This window comes from Salifodinibacter halophilus (assembly GCA_012999515.1).
In the GTDB taxonomy this organism is placed as follows: Bacteria; Pseudomonadota; Gammaproteobacteria; order Nevskiales; family Salinisphaeraceae; genus Salifodinibacter; species Salifodinibacter halophilus.
In genome coordinates this window covers 1,443,391-1,462,876 of the sequence record JABEEB010000001.1, presented here as the reverse complement: position 1 = coordinate 1,462,876, position 19,486 = coordinate 1,443,391, and the positions used below count along the sequence as shown (strand labels likewise).

The following is a 19,486-nucleotide window of genomic DNA, read 5'->3' as shown; positions in this document are numbered from 1 at the left end:
TTAGAAAAGACTTTGCACATCTTCCGAGGGGCTTCGTTGCCCTGAACGCTTGGCCTCGGCTTTGGTGGGCACGTTCTGTTTCCGGAAAATCTCGTTGATACCGCTGCTGTGCAGGGCGCGTTGGCCTGTGTCCGGATTTATTTTTACATCCACGATGTCATCAGGTTTTGAGGGCAGTGTGGTTGAGGCATCCGCCAGCGCCGCCCCCATGAAATCGGTCCAGATCGGGAGCGCGGCGTGGGCACCGGTTTCATAGTGGCCAAGCGATTTGAGCTGATCGAAACCCACCCAGCAGACGGTGACCAGATTGGCGTTAAAGCCACCGAACCAAGCGTCAATTTGTTTGTTCGTTGTTCCGGTCTTACCGGATAAATCCTCTCGATGTAGTTTTAACGCGCCACGTCCAGTGCCGTTTTTAATAACGTCTCGCATCATGTCACCGACGATATACGCGTTGTCGGCGGGGATCGCGCGGGGCGCATACTGCAGGTTTCTTGTGGAGGAAGATGGCTGTTGCTGGCCGGGACAAGCGATGCGATCGCTGCAGGCGCGTTCGGGGTTGGCGCGATATACCGTTTCACCTTGGCCGCGTTTGATGGTCTTGATCAGGTGAGGGCTGATCAAAAAGCCATTATTGGCGAAGACTGCGTAACCGCGCGCCATCTGCAGTGGTGAAAACGAGGCGCTGCCTAGCGCGAGCGACAGGCTGTGCGGTAGTTGTTTCTCGCCCAGGCCGAATTGGCTGATGTGGTTAACGGCTGGATTGATCCCGATGCGTCGTAGTACCCGGATCGAGACTAGATTGCGTGAATGGACGAGTCCGGTGCGTAGGCGGGTTGGACCGAAGTATTTACCGCTATAGTTTTGTGGACGCCAGGATTCGTCGAGGCTGGCGTCTTGATACACGATCGGTGCGTCGTTGACGATGGTTGCGGCGGTAAAACCGTTAGCAAGTGCGGCCGAGTAAAGAAATGGCTTGAAGCTGGAGCCGGTTTGGCGGTGTGCCTGCGTGGCGCGATTGAATTTTGACTGATCGTAGTCGTAGCCCCCTACGAGTGCTTGAATCGCCCCGTTGTGTGGATCCAGCGATACGAGCGCGCCCTCGACCTCTGGATGCTCGGTAAGACGCCAGTCGGTGTCGTTGGCTTCGGCTGATGAATCGGCGTGGTGCAGATAAACGATATCGCCAATGTCCACCATCTTGGATGCGTCGTGGTTGGACGACAGCCAGGGGTTGTCTTGTGGGCCCAATTTGATTCGCTTAGCGTTTCGGATCGCCACGCTGATCGTGTCGCCGTTGAGTCCGGTGACGATTGCGGGGCGGGTTCCCGCCACGGGCTGCAACTCAGCCAGTTTCTGCTGGCGTTGTGCCTTTGTTTTTGCCACCTGCGCCGAGACACTGCGACTGGCGCCGTTCCAGGCATGGCGTTTGGCGTAAGCACGCAGGTTGTTGTGTATCGCCTTGCGAGCCGCTTTCTGGCGAGCGCTGGTGATGGTCGTTACGACATCGAAACCGGCCGTGTATGCCTTTTGGGCACCGTATCGGGCAATCATTTTCTTGCGCACCATCGCGGCGATGTACGGTGCTTTGAAACGATCATTCTGTTTCGCGGTTGGTGGCTGTTGAGCTGTTATGACCGCTTGCTTAGCTTGTTGGTACGCCTTGTCGCTGATCTGTCCGAGATCGTGCATACGTGCCAGCACATAGTTGCGACGTGTTTTCGCGCGCGACGGGTTGTTAATGGGGTTGAACGCCGATGGCGCTTTGGGTAAGCCGGCGATCATGGCGATCTCAGCGATGTCCAGCTGGGCCAATGGCTTGTGGTAGTAGGTTTGTGCAGCGGCGGCCACACCATAGGCACCTTTGCCGAGATAGATCTTGTTGACGTATAGCTGAAAGATCTCTTGTTTTGAGAACGTGTCGTTTAGCCGTAGGGCGAGGATCGTCTCCTTGATCTTGCGCGTAAAGGTACGTTTGTCGCTCAGGTAGAGATCGCGTGCCAGTTGCATCGTGATGGTGCTGCCGCCCTGCGTCTTGCGGCCCGTTGCCAATAGATGCACGGCGGCGCGGACAATACCTTGATAATCGACGCCGGGATGCTCGAAGAATCGATCATCCTCTGCGGCTACGAAGGCGTTGATAACCTGCTTGGGGATATCGGCGTACTGAATTGGGATGCGTTTTTGCTTGCCGTAAACGCCGATCAACTTATGGTCGGCAGTGTAAATACGCAGCGGCTCGTGTAGTTTGACTGCTATACCCGGCTTTGGATGGGGTAGGTGGCGTGCGAAATGCCAATAGATGCCGCCCGCGATCAGGCAGGTCACGAGGCTCAAGGAAAGCAAGGAAGCTGCAATCCAAATTAGCGTGCGGTAGATTGAAGTCCACATGGGGCGTCGGATTATGCTCGCGTTGAAACTTTCGGGCGATCGGAAGCTCGGCAGTTAAGCGTTCTATGATAGGCGATAGGTGATATCGCGCATTAAAATCATACTAAAAATCGTTATTTTTTCGTTTTATCCGCGCCAACTCTGATATATAAGGTAAGCGGATAGAACGAAAAAAATCAAAGGGGGAAACGGTGCGGTGGTGAAGCTCTCACTCCGGTCGTGGGCGGGCGGACGACAAAACTCGCTGAGCATGTCGCCTTTTGTCGATGCTTTCAAGAAGAATCGCAGTGGCTTCATGGGCGTCGACATTGGGATGCGACGTTTGCACCTGCTCGAATTCAGCGGTAGTGAACAACCCTGTGTTAGTGGCTTCGGTAGCGCCTCCATCGCTGATCATGCGGTCATAGATGATCGAGTGGCAGATATCGATGCCGTTGGCGATTCGGTCAAGCAAGCTTTGCATAGGAGCGGTATAGGCTCACGTCGTGCAGCACTTGCTGTTGCCGGTCCGGCAGTTATCAGCAAGATGGTCGAGCTGCCGGCCGGTCTTGGCGATGCCGAAATCGAAGAGCAGATTCATTATGACGCCGCTGCCTATATCTCGCATCCAATCGAAGAGCTTCACCTAGACTTCCGGATTGTGGAATCTGATCCCAGTAACCCGGATATTAACCGGGTTATGCTTGCCGCCTGTCGTCGCGATACGGTCGCTAGTTATATCGACGCGCTGGCAAAAGGCGGTATCAGTGTGGCGATCGTCGATCTCGCATCGGCGGCATTGGAAAATGCCTGCGGCTTGCTGGTCGGAGACATCCCAGCGGCCCAAGTTCTGACGAACCGCGCTGTATTTGATGTGCGCGCCGAGTATACGCGCCTGACCGTTCAGCACCGTGGTAAGAGTGTCTACAGTCGCGAACTGACGCTCGCGACACAACAGCTTACCGACTTGCTGGTGGCGCAGCACGACGTGCTTAACGAGGACGATTTGTTCGGTCAGCTTCGGGCTGGGGCTATTAGCGCGTCCATGATCGCCGACAAGGTCGCGGATTTTGCTGCTGACGCCGCCAGGCAGATCGAACAAGCGCTACAGTTTTTTACTTCAGCGGCTGCGTTCGACGAGACGATCGATGAAGTCGTGATCGTGGGTGATATCGGCCTTTTGCCTGGCAGTGAACGGGCGCTTGGCGAACATCTGAACCGGCCGTTTCGCCTTGGTAATCCAATCGCCAATATGTCAGCCAGTAGCGCGGCGAAGGATAAGAATGTCGAGTGGTATGGGCCTGCGCTGTCAGTTGCCAGTGGCCTGGCCATAAGAGCCGTGAGATGAGCGATCTGATCCGACTCAATTTGCTGGATTGGCGTGGCGCGCGGCGACAAGCGCGACAACAGCGCTTTTTCGTGATGCTTGCAGTTGCGGGTGTGCTAGCCGCAGTATTTTTTGGTGTGTTGCCGCATTGGTATTACGGCCGACTGATAAGCGCGCAGAAATCGCGTAATGACTATCTGCAGAATCAGATCAATGTCGCGGATCAGAAGCTGCACAAAATAAAGCGACTCAAGAAAGTGCGCCGGCGGATTATCAACCGCATGCAGGTGATCAAAAAGCTTCAGAACGCACGTCCGGCGATCGTGCATTATTTTGATCAGCTCGTCGCCACGATTCCGGACGGGGTTTATCTCAAAACGCTGAAACAGTCGGGTGATACCACCACCTTAAAAGGAGTGGCGAAGGCGAACGCCAATATCTCGTCATACATGTCGAATCTTGCTGACGCGAAGTGGCTCACCAAGCCGCGTTTAATTGTGATCGAACACCGGCGCGTGAACGGTAAACAATACTCGCATTTCACCTTACAGGTGCAAAGCATCCATCCGACGCATCAACCTAAGAACGCTAATAAAGGCGATAAGCCGAGCAGGGTGGCCAAACGTGGCGCAGTTGAACGAGTACGTTGATCAACTCAGAGATCTAGACCGAAACAATATTGGTAGTTGGCCGACATGGGTGTATGGCCTGTTCGTGGTGGTGCTCGTGGCTTTGATCGTCATCGGCTCTTATTACTACGTGTTGAAGCCGAGGCAACAGGCTTTGGCCCAGGCGCAGCAGCAAAAGCAGGCGCTAGAAAAAGTATTTCGCCATAAACACAAACGTGTTGCGCATATTGATCAATATGAAAGGCAACTAACAAAACTTAAAAAAGAGCTCAAAAGCCTGCTCGCGCAATTGCCGAGCAAAACGGAAGTCCCGAATCTGTTACGCGACGTATCGGATAAACGCGCTTCCAACGGTCTGAGCGAAGCGCTTTTTAAACCTAAGAAAAGTCACAAACATAAGTTCTACGTGACTCTGCCGAATAAGTTGGTAGTCCGAGGTGCTTACCACGACCTGGCACGGTTTGTGTCTGACGTCGCCCAGCTCTCGCGCATCGTCACGATCGATAGCGTTGACATCCGCCCAGTCGAACACGACCCGGATAACTTGAAAATGCGCGTGACGCTCAAGACCTACCGGTATATCGGCGATGGCCGTTCGTAGGGCTCTAGTGGGCGTTGCCGCGTTGCCCGTGGTTGTTGCGTTGGCTGGTTGTGGCAACCACGACGACGACGCGCGTGATTTTGTCCGGCAAGTGCGTGCCGAAGAACCAGCGCCTATAAAACTGCCGCCCGAGCGATACTCGTACCAGCCGTTTATCTACAAAGCCGGCGAACGGCGCCAACCGTTCCAGCCGGCACATGCTAAAGCGCAGAGGATTCGCGTGGCGCCCAGCAGCCCTGACCCCAACCCGGATCGGCCGCGCGAGCCACTGGAACAATTTTCTCTCGGGGCGTTGGCGATGGTGGGGACGATCACCGACGGCGACGTGATCTACGCCCTGATAAAAGCGCCGAGTGGTGTGATCTATCGCGTCAAGCCGGGGCGCTATATGGGCAAGCATGCCGGCAAGATCCGCCAGATAACGACCAATGGACTGCTCCTACGGGAGATCGTGCCGAAGAGCGGCGGCGGCTATCGCAAAAAGCGGACAAGGCTGCACGTTGGCCAGTCGGGATAGCAAGAAGAACTAAAAGGAGGCCAAACGTGATCCCGGACAGTGTTGATTGCAAATGTCGATTATCGGTGTGCTCTGGCGTATTGATTGTCCTGTTGGCAATGGTCGCGTTAACAGCCGCGGCCGTCGAACCAGGCGGGCAGCAATTCGATGCCAATGGCGACGGCCAGTCGATAATCGCAGATGCTGATCGACACGTGACCCACATCGATTTTCGCCGTGGTAAGGATGACGCTGGCCGTGTTGTGTTGAAACTAAGCGGCGTGCATGCGCCGGTCAGCGTAAGACGGGCCGGCGCTCGGGTTCTGGCGGTGATCAGCGACACCCAATTGCCCGTACGCTGGCAAAAGCATCTCGACGTGCGTGACTTTGGCTCGATCGTGGATAGCATCGACGTCGATCGCAATAACGGCGACGTCCAGGTCAAAATCAAACCGAGAAAAGGCGCCGATTTCACTCAGATCGCCTATGCGACTGGGCATACGGTCAATATCGAAATCAGGCCGCGCGGTAATAGCCAATCTGGTGGCAAAAAGAAAAACAAATCGGAATACACGGGCCAGAAAATTTCGCTTTCGTTTCAGGACGTAGAAGTCCGCAAGTTGCTTCAGATCATCGCCGATGTGGCGAAAGTCAATCTGGTGACGTCCGGACAAGTCAGTGGTGCGATGTCCCTGCGTTTGCAGGATGTGCCTTGGGACCAGGCACTGCATATTATTTTGCGGTCACAAGGGCTTGGCAAACGACGTGATGGCAATGTCATCAACATCGCGCCGCTAGCGCAGATGGCGGCGCGTGATAAGGCCGAGCGAGCCGCCAACAGAGCAACCGAAAATCTCAAACCGATACACAATCAGATTATTGCGCTGAACTATGCACAGGCAGGCGACATCAAGAAGTTGGTTAAGGCCGGCAAGGGTGGTGCCGGGTCGTTACTTTCCGAGCGCGGCCACATTCAGGTCGACCAGCGCACCAATAGCCTGATTATCGGTGCGACCCAGCCACACATCGACGCGATTCAAAAGCTGATTAAGCAGCTCGACCATGCACAGCAGCAGGTTTTGATTCAGGCACGGATTGTCTTGGCCAATCGTGATTTCGGGCGCAAGCTGGGTACCCAGTTCAACGCCCGCGGTGCCGAGCAAAAAGCAGGGACCGGGCCTGGCGGCAATCAGATTGCCGGCGCGCGCAGTCGTGCTTCACAAGTGAACGCCGGTGGGTTTTCAACCAGTCTGCCTGTCGGTAATGCGACGAGTGAGCTTGCGACCTCGATTATCACGGGGCACATGAACATCGGTCTCGTGCTCCAGGCGATGCAGACCGAAAAACAAGGCAAGATCGTGTCGTCGCCGCGCGTCATCACGGCCAATGGTCAGAAAGCATCGGTGAGCCGCGGTACGCAGATCCCGTATCTGTCGTCGACCGGGCGCAGCAATGTCGGGACTTCGATTGATTTCAAGAAGGCCGAACTCAAACTCGCGGTGACGCCACGAATTACGCCAGACGACCACATCCTGATGGATTTGAATATCCAGCAGGACAGCAGAGGCGAGACGATTCCAACCGCGAACGGTGGTTCAGAGCCGGCGATAAACACCAACCAACTCAAGACCAAGGTCCTTGTGGATAATGGCAACACGCTCGTGCTCGGTGGAATCTATAAGCACATCAATACCCAGGGCACGTCGAGCGTGCCATTTTTTGGTAAGATCCCGCTGTTGGGCCGATTGTTCAAGAAAACGACCCGTACGAACAACCGGCGTCAACTACTGATATTCATTACGCCGCGTATCCTCGATTCGCAGGTACGCCAGACCGCGAGCAACTAACCGTCAATGGCAGCAAATCCCAATATCTTTCTAGTGGGGCCGATGGGTGCGGGCAAGACCACGATCGGTCGGCGGATCGCCGAGATGAAAGGCATGCAGTTTGCCGACTCCGATCAGGAAGTCGAGAAAAAAACTGGTGTCGATATCTCGTTCATCTTCGACATGGAAGGCGAGCAAGGTTTCCGGAAACGTGAGTGCGACATGATCGCGCAGCTCTCCGAGCAAGCGAACACGGTTATCGCGACCGGCGGTGGCGCCGTGAGCGACGCCGCGACGCGGGATCTTTTGTCCGCGCGTGGCGTTGTCGTGTATCTGCAGACCTCGATTGAGCAGCAGCTCGCACGCACTCGCAAGGCTGACAATCGGCCCATGCTTGAAGGTGTCGACGACGTCGAGGCAACGCTTCGCGAACTGTCGGAACAGCGCGACCCCTTATATCGAAGCATCGCCGATATTGTCGTGACCTCTGGTCAGCAGGCCGCCAAGCACATGGCGAGCGAAGTCGTCGAGCAGCTTGAGGCGATCGGACACGGTTAACTGTCACTCACGCGAGTCGGTGACGCGGTGCTATAAACACCGTTTGCGTCATGGTCTCGATGGCAGCGACCCGAACCGCTTGCGCGTAGCCGGAGCTCGATGTGGCCGCCCAGCAATGTAAACCAACCAAGCAGGTCGACGTAGACCTGGGCACGCGGGGCTATCGGATTCACGCCGGCCCCGGGTTGCTCGATCGCGCCGTCGAAGTGATCGACTTGTCGCGGCCCGCGCGCGTCCTGATCGTGACCAATACGGCCGTCGCGCCGCTCCATGCGCAACGTTTGCAAAGGGCATTGGCCGAACGGTTTTCGGTGGATATGCTCGTGTTGCCCGATGGCGAGGCGTTCAAGCGCATGGATGTCGTCGCGTCGATTCATACACGTTTGCTCGCGACCGGTTGCGGGCGCGACGCGCTGGTCATCGCGCTGGGGGGCGGCGTAGTAGGAGATGTCGCTGGCTTCGCGGCCGCCACCTACCAACGTGGTATCGATTACGTTCAGGTGCCGACCACGCTGCTCGCCCAGGTTGATTCTTCGGTCGGTGGCAAGACGGGCGTCAATCATGCGCTTGGCAAGAATATGGTGGGCGCTTTCCATCAGCCACGCAGTGTGATCGCCGACCTGGACACATTAACGACATTGCCCGCACGCGAGTATTCGGCGGGTTTGGCCGAAGTCGTCAAATATGGCCTGCTCGGCGATCATGCCTTTATAGACTGGTTGATCGCCTCAACCGATGCGCTCATGGCGCGCGACGCGCCCACTTTGGCGGAGGTCGTACGACGCTCGTGCCAGAACAAAGCCGACATTGTGGTCGCAGATGAATATGAATCGGGGCAACGCGCGCTGCTGAACCTCGGCCATACCTTTGGCCATGCCATCGAGACCGAGCTTGGTTACGGCGTATGGCTGCATGGCGAGGCTGTGGCGGCTGGCATGTGTATGGCCGCCGATATGTCCGCTCGACTCGGCTTGCTGGACGCGGCTGAGTGCCCGCGGATCGAATCATTGATCGCTGCACTCGGCCTTCCGACAGAGCCGCCGCGTAGGCTAAGCCGCCAACGTCTAAGAACCGCCATGGCGCGTGATAAAAAGACGAGCGCCGGCCAGTTACAGGTCATCGTTTTACGCGCAATCGGCGATGCAGTGGTCATGCCCGCTGAGGAACCTGCACTGGATGCGACGCTGGCGCGCTATTTGGGCTGAGCTTTAAGCCTTAGCAACAGCTCTGGCGGGTTGTTGCGTGGTTTCGCCAGCAGGGCCAGGCAAGCAGACAGGACCGCATCTTGCAGCGGCTATGATCCCCGCTTTGCAATCACCTTGGCGCCTTAGCCGACGGCGAGCATACGGTCGATGGGTTGGCGAGCGGCGGCGGCGAGCTCAGGGTCGACGCGGATCTGGAATTGGGTATGTTTCAGGGCGTCGCGGAGTTTGGGCAGCGTAGTCATCTTCATGTACTCGCAGACCGAGTTGTCGTCGGCAGCGTGGAAGGTTTTGCCGGGGTTTCGCTGGCGTAATTGGTGCAAGATGCCAGTCTCGGTGGCGACCACGAATTCGTCGGCTTCGGATTGTTCGGCGCGCGTCAGCATGCCGCTTGTCGAGTGAATATGGGCGCTGGCACAGTCGAAATTCATGGCCGAATTCATCATGCAAGCCGTTGAGCAGCCGCATTCCGGATGAATGAGCATCTCGGCGTTGGGATAGGACTCTTGTTTTTCGGCTAGATTCATGTCGCCGATTTTTTCGTGTACGTGGCAGGCGCCCGGCCAAATGTGGAGCTTGCGACCGGTCATCATTTCAACGTAGGTGCCGAGGAATTTGTCCGGAAGAAACAGGATGGGTTCGTCTTCCGGGATCGATTCGATGACCTTGACCGCATTGGATGACGTTACGCAGTAATCGCATTCGGCCTTGATTGCCGCGCTGGTATTGATATAGGTGACCACGGTTGCGTCGGGATGCTCAGCTTTCCAATTTTTCAGCTCATCCACGGTGATGCTCTCGGCCAGGGAGCAACCGGCGTTCAGATCGGGGATCAGCACGGTTTTGTCCGGCGACGTAATGGAAGCGGTCTCGGCCATGAAGTGCACGCCGCAGAATACGATCACGTCAGCATCAGTGGCTGCGGCCTGGCGTGACAGGCCAAGCGAATCGCCCAGGTAGTCGCTGATGTCCTGGATTTCCGGGCGTTCGTAGTTGTGCGCCAGTATGACGGCGTTTTTATCGCTTCGAAGTTGATTGATTTCGTCTCTAAGCGTTTCGAAATCGGTCATATATAGGTCCGATTGGTCGGTGTTGTGTCGTCGTCGGCCAGGCGCTTTCGGATGTCGAATATAGCAAGCGAGTGGGGTGTCGTGCCGACAGCAATGCTTGGGACCGAACGATTGCCATCATGGCGTCGTGGCCGTTGGCGGTGATTTCTAATCATCGCCTAGATCGTAGTATCCACGTGGCGATTGTTTGCCAGCTCATCACACCGGTAATGCACACCGATGCTGGATGGTCGATGTAGCGCGGATGAAACGACGGTCCGCGCAATCTGGTACATATAGCGTGTGCGGCAGTCATAGTATTCGGTACCGGTGCGCACCGGCTTTGTTTGCGACTCGCTAGAGGCTTGGTCCAGCGCGTCGAGCGCGTACTGAAGCCCATCGGCATCGCGTACAAGGCCAGCTTGCGCCGTGAGCAAGTCGGCGAGGTCACGGCGGCGGGCGATGAAGTCCTGTGCGCGCCCGCTGTCGACATACATCATGCAGCCATTACCGGGCGTCGGGCGCTGGCGTGGCGAACGGTCGTGCAGCGCGTGCCGGGCGGTGCGTTGGCCGAAGACGAGACATTCCAGCAGCGAGTTACTGGCGAGCCGGTTGGCGCCGTGGACACCGGTGGCTGCCACTTCGCCGCAAGCGTAGAGGCCCGGGACGCCGGTGTGGCCATCGAGGTCGGTTGCTACGCCGCCAATGCAGTAATGCGCGGCGGGCGCGACCGGGATTGGCTCGCGGGTGCTGTCCACGCCTTGTGTGGCGACTTGCTTCAAGAGGTAATCGAATCCGGCTGTCAGATGCGTTGGATCAAGGTGGCGTAAGTCGAGTCCGACAAACGGCTGCTCTTGGTATTCGATCTGTTGAAAGATGGCCCGGGCGACGACATCGCGCGGCGCTAGTTCGGCACTATCTCGGTCAGCGAGAAAGCGTCGCCCGTGTGCGTCGACCAACGTCGCGCCGGCACCGCGCAGCGCTTCACTCAGCAAAAAGCAGGGGCCCGAGGCGCTGTAAAAGGCCGTGGGATGAAACTGGACGAATGCCATGTCCGACAGCGTTGCCCCCGCGTTTGCCGCGAGTGCCAAGCCGTCGCCGGCCGACGTGTGCGGATTGGTGCTGCGAGCAAAAAGTGCCGAGTAGCCACCGGTGGCCAGTACAGTGGCGTTGGCGGTCAGGGTCAGATTGTCGCCGTGTTGCCAGCGATACAGCATGGCGCCACCACAGTGGCCGCTGGCGTCGGTCAGTAACCGGTATGCGAAAGCATTCTCGATGACGGTGAGATTCGCGCGTTCGCGAACTTGACCGATAAGGAAGTCGACCAGCGCCTTGCCGGTTTGAACCCCCAGTGCGTGGAGGACGCGGTGGTGAGAATGGCCGCCTTCGAGGCCACGTTGCAGCGAGCCCGATTCGTGGCGATCGAATGGCATGCCGCGTTCGATTAAGTCGTTGGCGATGGCGGCGCCTTCGCGCACCAATACGGTGACGGCCTCGTCCTTGCAGTAACCGCGCCCGGCGGCCCGGGTATCTGCGGCATGGGACGCAAAGTCGTCATCAGCCGTTGTCACGGCCGCGATACCGCCTTGGCTCCAGTAACTGCTGCCCGAGGCGAGCTGGTCGGCGGTTACGAGTGTGACTCGGGCGCCATCGGCGGCGGCACGATCGGCTGCGTATAGCCCAGCTGCACCGCTGCCAATAATCAGAAGATCGCTGTGGGCGTTATCCGTGGTCACACTTGGTGCTGCCTTTGCCCGGGCAAGATTTTGGTTTGACGCGCGATGTGTCGGGGTGTTGTCGACGCGCCGCGTCGGCATCTTACGTCAAACGTAACTTGATGGCCGGCTTAGTTGTGTAATAGCGGTCAAGCCAGTGCTGGCGGCTCGTCTGACGGCGGCGGCTTGCCCTCGTTGGACTCGATCAGCGTGCCGACGCCGGCATCGGTGAACAATTCCAGCAGTACGGCGTTTTCCACCCGGCCATCGACGATATGCGACGCGGTAACGCCATTGGCGACCGCGTCTAGTGCGCATTCGATTTTTGGCAACATGCCGCCAGCGATAGTGCCGTTATCGATCAATGTGCGCACATGCGCGTCGTCGAGGCCGCTCAACAGGTGGCCGTTGTCGTCCAGCACCCCCGGTGTGTTGGTCAGCAGCATGAGTTTTTCGGCTTCTAGAACCGCCGCAATGCGGCCAGCGACCAGGTCGGCATTGATGTTGTAGCTTCGGCCATCCGGGCCGACACCGATCGGTGCGATCACGGGGATGAAATCGTCGGCTTCGAGTGTGCGAACGATCGCCGGATTGATGTCGGCGACATCACCGACAAATCCGAGGTCGGAGCCATCGCCGACCGCGGTAAGCTTGCGCGCGCTTATCAGATTGCCGTCCTTGCCGGTCAGGCCAACCGCAAAGCCGCCGGACTGGTTGATGCGGTTGACGATGTCCTTATTGACCGAGCCGCTGAGCACCATTTCGACCACGTCCATGGTGTCCTCATCGGTTACGCGCATGCCGCCGATGAAGTCGGTTTGTTTGCCGACGCGTTCCAGTACGGCACCGATCTGTGGGCCGCCTCCGTGAACCACGACGGGGTTGAAGCCAACCCATTTCATCAGCGCGATATCACGCGCGAAGCCAGATTTCAGAGTCGGATCGGTCATGGCATTGCCGCCGTATTTGATGACGACGGTACGGCCGGCAAAGCGCCGTATATAAGGTAATGCCTCGCCCAGCACACGCGCGATGCGTGCAGCCTGGTCGCGGTCGAGCGAAGGTTGTTCGGAGGTGGTCATGTGGGTTGGCTTAAGCCGTGCCTGTGGAGCCGAAGCCGGCGTCGCCGCGTTCCGACTCGCCGAAGGCGTCGACCAGCGCGATCTCGGCCGCGACGACAGGCACCAGGACCAGCTGTGCGATTCGCTCGCCGATTTCGACGGTGTAGGGCGTATGGCTACGATTCCAAGCCGAGACCATAAGCGGGCCTTGATAGTCCGAGTCGATCAGACCTACACCGTTACCGAGGACGAGGCCGTGTTTATGGCCGAGCCCGGAGCGCGGCAGGATCAGTCCCGCAGTTTGTGGATCGCCGATGTGGATCGACAAGCCGGTGGGCAGCAATTCGCAGTCGCCTGGTTCGAGTGTGACGCTAGCATCGGTCAGTGCGCGCAGGTCGAGCCCGGCAGCGCCGTCGGTGGCGCGGCTCGGCAGCGGGAATTCCTGGCCGAGGCGGGCGTCGAGAATCTGAGTTTCCAATCGGGCCATAAGGTCGTTGTCGCTTGCGGTTTAGTATTGAGCTGATGAGTATAGCGAGCGCGATGCGTGAAGGTGCGGCCGCTAATCGGATGGCAGCGCGTCGGCCAGCATTGTGGTCAGCACGTCGGCTAGTTCGCGTTTCGGTGCCGGGCCGAGTTCGCGCTCCTCGGTATCTGTTATCACGGTTAATGCATTGTCGTCGCGGCCGAACGCATGGTCAGGGCCGACCCGGTTGCCAGCGATCATCGTCAAGCCTTTATCCCGGCGCTTCGCGCGCGCTGTTTGGGCCATATTTTTGGTTTCGGCTGCAAAGCCGAGTGTGACGATGTGGGCATGATCGCGGGCAATTTCGGCAATAATGTCCGGCGTGCGCACCAGTTTCAGGGTCTCGTCGGCATCGGATTTTTTGAGTTTTTGCGCTTCGGGGTGGGCCGGTGTGTAATCGGCAACCGCAGCGGCTCCGGCGAAAATATCTGTGTTCGCCGCCCGCGCCATGGCCTCGGTATGCATGTCGGCGGTTGAGTCGACGTCGATACGCGCTACACCCGGTGGGGTGGACAAAGCGGTCGGGCCAGCAATCAGTGTAACCTCGGCACCTGCGGCAGCACACGCGGCTGCGACTGCAAATCCCATCCGCCCCGACGAGTGATTGGTGATATAGCGCACCGGGTCGATGGCCTCGATGGTCGGCCCGGCTGTAACCAACACGCGCCGGCCGGCTAGACGTTTGTCAGCGTCATCGCCCGCCGGGCCGGTGATCGCAGCGAAGATCGTCTCTGGTTCTGCCATACGGCCGGCGCCAGACTCGCGCTCGGCTAGCGCGCCGTGCTCAGGGCCGATGAAGGATGTGCCCCGTTCGGCGAGCCTTGTGGCGTTGGCCTGTGTCGCCGGATGTGTCCACATGACATAGTTCATGGCGGGGGCGAGATGCACAGGTGCTTCGCTTGCCAGACACAATGTTGATAGCAAGTCGTCGGCGCGCCCGTTCGCCAAGCGCGCGATCGCATCGGCCGAGGCGGGCGCGATGACGATGTGATCGGCCCAGCGCGCCAATTCGAGGTGGCCCATGGCCAGCTCGGCGTCCTCATCCCAGAGGCTGTCGCGTACGGCGTTGCCGGTGATCGCCGCGAAAGTCATCGGGCCGACGAAGTGTTTCGCGGCCTCGGTCATGACGACCTGCACATCATCGCCCGCTGCGATGAATCGACGGGCCAGCCAAGCCACCTTGTAAGCGGCTATGCTTCCAGTCAGGCCGAGAATGATGCGGCGAGTGGTGCGATCGGTCATCGGCGTATTATAGCGTTTGCAGCGGCTGACTTAGTTGTGCCGGCCGTTTTATAAAATGCCTGAAAACATCGAATAGTGATGTCGGCGCAACAAATACAATAAAACAAGCCAAGCAGGGGGAAGTGTGAGTACCCGAATCAGTGACTGGCCCGTGGCCGAGCGGCCGCGCGAAAAGCTGCTGGCACGCGGGGCCGACGCGTTGTCGGATCCCGAGTTGCTTGCAATATTCTTGCGTACCGGCGTTGCGGGACTCAGCGCCGTTGATCTGGCGCGGGATCTTTTAGCCGAATACGGCAATCTAGGGGCATTATTACGCGCCGATCAGGCGCGCTTTTGCCAGACCAGTGGGCTCGGACCGGCTAAGTACGCGCAGTTGCAGGCCGTTTTGGCCATGGCCCGACGCCATCTCGCCAGTGAGGTCAGCCAACGCTGTGCCCTGACCGACCCCGATGCGACGCGCGATTACCTGCGGCTCCAGCTGGTTGGCATGCAGCACGAAGTCTTTGCGTGCGTATTTCTGGATACGCGCCATCGCGTGATCGCGTTCGAGCCTATGTTTCGCGGCACCATCGACGGGGCGGCCGTGTATCCGAGAGAGGTGGTCAAAACAGCACTCGGCCACAATGCCGCTGCTATCATCTGCGCACACAATCATCCGTCGGGCGTGGCCGAGCCCAGCCGCGCCGACCGTGACATCACGCGCCGCCTGGTGGATGCACTAGCGTTGGTCGACATTCGGGTGCTGGACCATCTGATTTTTGCGGGTGATACGAGTGTCTCGCTGGCCGAGCAAGGGCTGCTTTAACATTGGGGTTGGCGTGTGAACAAAGTCGTGGTTTAATGTGCGGCTTAGCAAGCTTTTCTGATATCAGTCATGGCGCAAATCTGTCAGGTCACAGGAAAAAAGCCGACCGCCGGCTGTAACGTCTCGCACTCGAACCGCAAGACCAAGCGGCGCTTCCTACCGAATCTGCATATGCATCGGTTCTGGTCGCCGAACGAGAAGCGTTTCGTGCGGCTTCGTGTCTCAGCCAAGGGGCTGCGGATCGTCGACCGGCGTGGTATCGATGATGTGCTGGCCGATATTCGAGCCCGTGGAGAGAGCATCTAATGCGTGAAAAGATCAAGATGGTTTCGACGGCCGACACCGGCTTTTTCTATACCACGTTCAAGAATAAGCGGAACACGCCGGATAAACTCGAGCGTAAGAAGTACGATCCCAAAGCGGGTCGGCGCGTCGTGTTTCGAGAGACGCGGATCAAGTAAGTAACCACTCTTGCGCGGTACGGGCCGTTATTCGGCCCGGCCTTTGAGTTAATTCGCGCGTTACCTCCACGCCTACCATCTCTGCCAAGGCAATGCGTATAGCTCTTTGCCGCCCGGAGATCCCGCAGAACACAGGCAACGTCATTCGGCTGGCCGCCAACATCGGTGCGCCGCTGGATTTGATCCATCCGCTTGGGTTTGTGCTCGACGACAGTCGACTGCGACGCGCTGGTCTCGATTACCACGAGCTGGTCGATGTCTGCGAGTGGTCGGATATTGATCATTGGCGTGCGGCCATGGCCGACCGGCGTGTCTGGGCTCTGACTCGCTACGGCGACGTCTGCTACGACAGCATCGACTATCGGCACGACGATATCCTGTTGTTCGGCGCCGAAACCCGCGGATTGCCGGCGGACGTGGCGGCCGATTGCACGGCCCGCGTCTATATTCCCATGCAGCCGGGCAACCGCAGCCTCAATCTCGGCAACAGTGTCTCAGTGGTCGCGTTCGAGGCTTGGCGGCAACTCTCCTTCTGCTGATCGCGCCATCACGTTAAATACCTCAGCAGCTTTTCAAAGCGGCGGATAGCCAACGACTGGTAGTCGTCAAGCCGTTGCGTGGTACGCATACGGCAATGGATGTCGCCGTTGTAAAGATGAGCGTCGGTTCTCGATTAGACAGCGCTGCGGATGCCCGCTTATACTCGAGACATATTTCAATTGATGAACACAATCTCGATATTTTGTTGTCCAACTGATTCTCGGACACGTTGTGTGCTGCTGCGTGAAGCTCATGTGACACGGCGCGGCCGCAGGCCGTACCGTCGCTAAGTGCTACTGTCCGGCGTAGTTGGCTCACATAGAGCGAGTTGAAAATTGAGCCACGGGAGGAGTTATGAAATCGCGCGCCGCAGTTGCTTGGGAAGCTGCCAAACCACTAACGTTGGAAGAAATCGATGTCGCGCCACCGAAAGCCGGTGAGGCGCTGGTCCGAATCGTGGCGACCGGCGTTTGTCATACCGACGCTTATACACTCTCGGGCGCCGATCCGGAAGGTTTTTTCCCGCGTCTTCTGGGCCACGAAGGTGGCGGCATTGTCGAGGAAGTCGGCGAAGGCGTAACTTGGGTCGAGCCCGGGGATCACGTGATTCCTCTGTATACCGCCGAGTGCGGCGAGTGCAAATCCTGTCGTTCGGGCAAGACCAACCTTTGCGGTGCGATTCGTGGGACCCAGGGCCAGGGCTTGATGCCGGATGGCACGTCGAGGTTGTCGAAAAACGGCGAGACGCTGTACCACTACATGGGGACGTCGACGTTTTCCGAATATACGGTCGTGCCTGAGATTTCGCTGGCCAAGGTCAGTAAGAGCGCGCCATTGGATAAGGTTTGCCTGCTCGGCTGCGGTGTAACCACCGGCATTGGCGCGGTCTACAATACAGCCCAGGTCGAGCCGGGTGCCACGGTGGCCGTGTTTGGGCTTGGCGCGATCGGTCTGTCGGTGATTCAGGGCGCGCACATGATTGGCGCTAGTCGCATTATCGGTATCGATATCAACCCGAGCAAGTTCGAGTTTGCGCAACAGATGGGCGCGACCGAATGCATCAACCCCAAGGAATACAGCGACCCGATCCAGGATGTGATTATCGACCAGACTGACGGCGGGGTCGATTACTCATTCGAATGTATCGGCAGCACCGATGTTATGCGAGCCGCACTCGAGTGTTGCCATAAAGGCTGGGGCGAGTCGACGATCATCGGTGTCGCGGGCGCCGGTGAAACCATCGAAACGCGGCCAGTCCAGCTTGTCACTGGTCGTGTCTGGCGTGGCTCGGCGTTCGGTGGCGTCAAGGGGCGCAGTCAACTTCCGGCTTATGTCAACGACTACATGGAAGGCAAGATCAACATCGACGATTTCATTACATACAATCTCGATTTCGATCAAATCAACGAAGCCTTCGATCTATTGCACGAAGGCAAGGCGGTCCGGTCGGTCCTCCACTTTTAAATTTTTGGATCTGAGAATATTGCACGCTTGGCGTTTCGGCACAGTTGATAACGAGGACTTCGCCACATGGAGTTGATTGACGAGCATAAGTCGTTTGGCGGCTGGCAGCGGCGCTATAAGCACCAGTCCAGCAAGTGCCAATGCGAGATGACCTTTTCGCTATACCTGCCGCCGCAGGTGGCGACCGAGCGGGTACCGGTCGTTTATTGGCTCTCAGGTTTGACGTGTACTGACGAGAACTTCGTTAACAAAGCCGGCGCCCAGCGTGCGGCATCGGAATTGGGGCTTGCGCTGGTTGCACCGGATACCAGCCCGCGTGGTGCCGAAGTGCCCGATCGTGATCAGTTCGATCTGGGCCAAGGGGCGGCGTTCTATGTCAACGCGACGCAGGACCCGTGGGCGACGAACTATCAGATGTACGACTATCTGGTGCAGGAGTTGCCGCTCCAGTTGGGGGCGGCTTTTGGCGAACATGAATTGATCATGGGGCGCGAAGCCATTGCTGGCCATTCCATGGGCGGGCACGGCGCGCTGGCTATTGGCCTCAATGAGGGCGAGCGCTACGCTGGGATTGTCGCGTTTTCGCCGGTCTGCGCGCCGACGGCGGTGCCGTGGGGACAGCAGGCGTTTCCATTGTATCTCGGCGATAATCAGGCGCTTTGGCAGCAATACGATGCCTGTGAGTTACTGCGGTGTGCACCAGCAGCGGCGTCGTTGCCACCGATCCAGGTCGAACAAGGATTGGCCGATAACTTTCTCGATGAGCAGTTGCGGCCCGATTTGATCGAAGAAGCCGCGCGTGAAACTGGCGCTGACGTTGTCGTCAATCGTCGTGAGGGCTACGATCATAGTTACTTCTTTATTGCGAGCTTTATCGAGCAACAGTTGAAGTTTTTACGTGAACAGCTCGACCAAAAGCCACTTCCGGATACGTAATCGGTCAGCGTCGGGGTGGCGTGTACGGCTTTGTTGGTAAGCCAAACGGAGGCTGAAAATGAGTGTAACGATCCATCCCGATGTTGATGCCGGTATGACGCCGGCCGCCGCAGATTTTGATGGCGGCACGCTGAAATGCGCGTGTAGCGATCCGGTCAAAGTAGAGGTCTCTAGCCAGTGTGCGCATAACCATATCTGTGGTTGCACCCAATGCTGGAAACCGGAGGGGGCGTTGTTTTCGGAGGTCGCAGTGGTGCCGGCTGACAGCGTGGCAGTTACGCATAATGCCGATGACCTCGAAGTCGTGGCCCCGAGCGCGGTGATCAAGCGCCACGCCTGCCGTGACTGCGGCGTGCATATGTATGGCCATATCGAGGACCAGAACCACCCGTTCTATGGCCTTGATTTCATTCATGTCGAGCGCTCGGAGCAAAACGGCTGGCAGCCACCACAGTTCGCTGCTTTTGTATCGTCGATCATCGAGGCTGGCGCGGATCCTGACGACATGGAGGCCGTGCGTACGCGGCTTCGCAATCTGGATTTGCCGCCGTACGATGCACTTTCTCCGGAACTGATGGATATGGTTTCGGCGCATAAAGCGAAACAGGCCGGCGTATTGTAGTCACGACGGCGCGCCGGTTGGCTCGCCGGCGAGTCATGTCGTTGTGTGTGGTGTCAGCA

General features: G+C 58.0%; 20 protein-coding genes. 14 read left to right on the top strand and 6 right to left on the bottom strand.

Going from position 1 to position 19,486, the window contains the following annotated elements:
• Positions 1–2,391, bottom strand: a complete 2,391-nt coding sequence (locus HKX41_06710) for a PBP1A family penicillin-binding protein (GenBank protein NNC23846.1) — start codon at positions 2,389–2,391, stop codon at positions 1–3.
• Between the two features lie 250 nt (positions 2,392–2,641).
• Here HKX41_06710 and pilM point away from each other — a divergent pair, with 250 nt between their 5' ends.
• From pilM to aroB, 7 genes are all read left to right on the top strand, one after another.
• Positions 2,642–3,718, top strand: coding sequence for a type IV pilus assembly protein PilM (gene pilM / locus HKX41_06705; GenBank protein ID NNC23845.1), 1,077 nt, complete (start codon positions 2,642–2,644; stop codon positions 3,716–3,718).
• The gene (locus HKX41_06700) at positions 3,715–4,347 is read left to right on the top strand and encodes a PilN domain-containing protein (protein ID NNC23844.1); all 633 of its coding nucleotides are present in this window, start codon (positions 3,715–3,717) and stop codon (positions 4,345–4,347) included. The genes pilM and HKX41_06700 overlap by 4 nt, the downstream gene beginning before the upstream one ends.
• Positions 4,322–4,927 carry a type 4a pilus biogenesis protein PilO gene (gene pilO, locus HKX41_06695; protein NNC23843.1) on the top strand — a complete coding sequence of 202 codons (606 nt, stop codon included), beginning with the start codon at positions 4,322–4,324 and terminating at the stop codon, positions 4,925–4,927. The genes HKX41_06700 and pilO overlap by 26 nt, the downstream gene beginning before the upstream one ends.
• Positions 4,914–5,444 (top strand): pilus assembly protein PilP, encoded by a 531-nt coding sequence (locus HKX41_06690; protein NNC23842.1) that lies wholly within the window; start codon positions 4,914–4,916, stop codon positions 5,442–5,444. The genes pilO and HKX41_06690 overlap by 14 nt, the downstream gene beginning before the upstream one ends.
• 26 nt (positions 5,445–5,470) lie before the next feature.
• A complete protein-coding gene (gene pilQ, locus HKX41_06685) occupies positions 5,471–7,270 on the top strand; it encodes a type IV pilus secretin PilQ (GenBank protein ID NNC23841.1) in 1,800 nt (599 codons plus the stop codon).
• Between the two features lie 6 nt (positions 7,271–7,276).
• A complete protein-coding gene (gene aroK, locus HKX41_06680; GenBank protein ID NNC23840.1) occupies positions 7,277–7,807 on the top strand; it encodes a shikimate kinase AroK in 531 nt (176 codons plus the stop codon).
• Between the two features lie 101 nt (positions 7,808–7,908).
• Positions 7,909–9,012 (top strand): 3-dehydroquinate synthase, encoded by a 1,104-nt coding sequence (aroB, locus tag HKX41_06675; GenBank protein NNC23839.1) that lies wholly within the window; start codon positions 7,909–7,911, stop codon positions 9,010–9,012.
• Positions 9,013–9,134: 122 nt separating this feature from the next.
• Here aroB and nadA read toward each other — a convergent pair whose 3' ends face one another.
• The 5 genes from nadA to coaBC form a co-directional block, all read right to left on the bottom strand.
• Positions 9,135–10,079, bottom strand: a complete 945-nt coding sequence (gene nadA, locus HKX41_06670; protein NNC23838.1) for a quinolinate synthase NadA — start codon at positions 10,077–10,079, stop codon at positions 9,135–9,137.
• Between the two features lie 158 nt (positions 10,080–10,237).
• A complete protein-coding gene (gene nadB / locus HKX41_06665; protein ID NNC23837.1) occupies positions 10,238–11,794 on the bottom strand; it encodes an L-aspartate oxidase in 1,557 nt (518 codons plus the stop codon).
• A 128-nt stretch (positions 11,795–11,922) separates the two neighbouring features.
• Positions 11,923–12,855: an acetylglutamate kinase gene (gene argB, locus HKX41_06660; GenBank protein ID NNC23836.1), complete on the bottom strand. Its 933-nt coding sequence runs from the start codon at positions 12,853–12,855 to the stop codon at positions 11,923–11,925.
• A 10-nt stretch (positions 12,856–12,865) separates the two neighbouring features.
• Positions 12,866–13,321: a dUTP diphosphatase gene (gene dut / locus HKX41_06655; GenBank protein ID NNC23835.1), complete on the bottom strand. Its 456-nt coding sequence runs from the start codon at positions 13,319–13,321 to the stop codon at positions 12,866–12,868.
• Between the two features lie 72 nt (positions 13,322–13,393).
• Positions 13,394–14,599, bottom strand: a complete 1,206-nt coding sequence (gene coaBC / locus HKX41_06650; GenBank protein NNC23834.1) for a bifunctional phosphopantothenoylcysteine decarboxylase/phosphopantothenate--cysteine ligase CoaBC — start codon at positions 14,597–14,599, stop codon at positions 13,394–13,396.
• A 136-nt stretch (positions 14,600–14,735) separates the two neighbouring features.
• On the opposite strand from coaBC, the gene radC reads away from it, so the two are divergent.
• The 7 genes from radC (at position 14,736) to gfa (ending at position 19,427) form a co-directional block, all read left to right on the top strand.
• A complete protein-coding gene (radC, locus tag HKX41_06645; GenBank protein ID NNC23833.1) occupies positions 14,736–15,404 on the top strand; it encodes a DNA repair protein RadC in 669 nt (222 codons plus the stop codon).
• A 69-nt stretch (positions 15,405–15,473) separates the two neighbouring features.
• On the top strand, positions 15,474–15,710 hold the full coding sequence (gene rpmB / locus HKX41_06640; protein NNC23832.1) for a 50S ribosomal protein L28: 237 nt from the start codon (positions 15,474–15,476) through the stop codon (positions 15,708–15,710).
• Complete coding sequence (gene rpmG, locus HKX41_06635) at positions 15,710–15,865, top strand: 50S ribosomal protein L33 (GenBank protein ID NNC23831.1); 156 nt, start codon at positions 15,710–15,712, stop codon at positions 15,863–15,865. Before rpmB ends, rpmG begins: the two co-directional genes overlap by 1 nt.
• 92 nt (positions 15,866–15,957) lie before the next feature.
• A complete protein-coding gene (locus HKX41_06630) occupies positions 15,958–16,404 on the top strand; it encodes a tRNA (cytidine(34)-2'-O)-methyltransferase (protein ID NNC23830.1) in 447 nt (148 codons plus the stop codon).
• A 355-nt stretch (positions 16,405–16,759) separates the two neighbouring features.
• Complete coding sequence (locus HKX41_06625; protein NNC23829.1) at positions 16,760–17,869, top strand: S-(hydroxymethyl)glutathione dehydrogenase/class III alcohol dehydrogenase; 1,110 nt, start codon at positions 16,760–16,762, stop codon at positions 17,867–17,869.
• Between the two features lie 66 nt (positions 17,870–17,935).
• Positions 17,936–18,805 (top strand): S-formylglutathione hydrolase, encoded by an 870-nt coding sequence (gene fghA, locus HKX41_06620; protein NNC23828.1) that lies wholly within the window; start codon positions 17,936–17,938, stop codon positions 18,803–18,805.
• A gap of 58 nt (positions 18,806–18,863) precedes the next feature.
• Positions 18,864–19,427, top strand: coding sequence for an S-(hydroxymethyl)glutathione synthase (gene gfa, locus HKX41_06615; GenBank protein ID NNC23827.1), 564 nt, complete (start codon positions 18,864–18,866; stop codon positions 19,425–19,427).
• Positions 19,428–19,486: the final 59 nt, after the last annotated feature.